At 28.0% G+C, this 894-nt stretch carries 1 protein-coding gene; it reads right to left on the bottom strand.

Features of this window, described 5'->3' with window-relative positions:
- Window positions 1–652 (bottom strand): Mbov_0400 family ICE element protein (locus tag KQ878_RS03695; RefSeq protein WP_216567974.1); only part of this gene is annotated, 652 nt, incomplete at its 3' end.
- Between the last annotated feature and the right edge of the window lie 242 nt (window positions 653–894).

The following is an 894-nucleotide window of genomic DNA, read 5'->3' as shown; positions in this document are numbered from 1 at the left end:
GATAACCATTATAGTTCTTATACATGTATTCATCTACATTTTCAGCGTTGCGATAATTCGTTAATTCCTCATCATCCATAACTTTTAAATGTTTAATAAGAGCTCTTAAATGTAAAACAGTAGCTACGGCCTCGTTTGTTTGCACTAAGTAATTTTCATTAAAGCTTTTGTTTAAAGGTAGGTCATTTTTAATTTTGGTGGAAAATAAAACCTCACTAACGGATTCGTATTTATCGTTAATGCTGATTCTCTGTATAGTTAAATGATCCGATTCCAAACTATCATTTAAAGCATTTATTACATTTTTTGCATCTTTATTATTCAACTGATAGACAGGATTAAATTGATCATTTTTATAAATTTTAAAAAATTCTTTACTATTCATCACTTGTATAGAAGAGGTGTCGATAAACGACTCTTTTAATTTTTCGCTAAATTTAGCTTTTACCTCACCTTTGATTTTGTTATTATGTTGTGTTACTGATCTGGAATTTAAAAAATATACCTCATTTCCATTATAAAACACCACTAATGGTCTTATATCCCTTCTATTATGATATGCCAGTATTTTTTTACCCATAATATTGTGTGAAAAAGTCTGCACTTTATTTTTTTGAGCATACTTTTTTCTGTTTCATGCTATTCAAGACATATAACCTCCTTATTTAATTATAAAAAAAAGCAGTGCAATTATTTTTGCACCCGAAAATATTTTTTCTTCTCTTGTCCACTCACTATATATCCCACTTCCAAGTCTCAACTGCGACGATTCCACTTGGCGATTCAGATATATTTTGATAACTATATTATACACATAATATACATAAACCAAATAAAATTATTTAACTTTTTTATTTAGATATCTAACCTTTATAAATCAGCCAATAATACCAC

The organism is Mycoplasma zalophidermidis (assembly GCF_018913985.1).
GTDB lineage: Bacteria > Bacillota_I > Bacilli_A > Mycoplasmatales > Metamycoplasmataceae > Mycoplasmopsis > Mycoplasmopsis zalophidermidis.
This window is presented reverse-complemented; position numbering and strand designations above follow the sequence as displayed.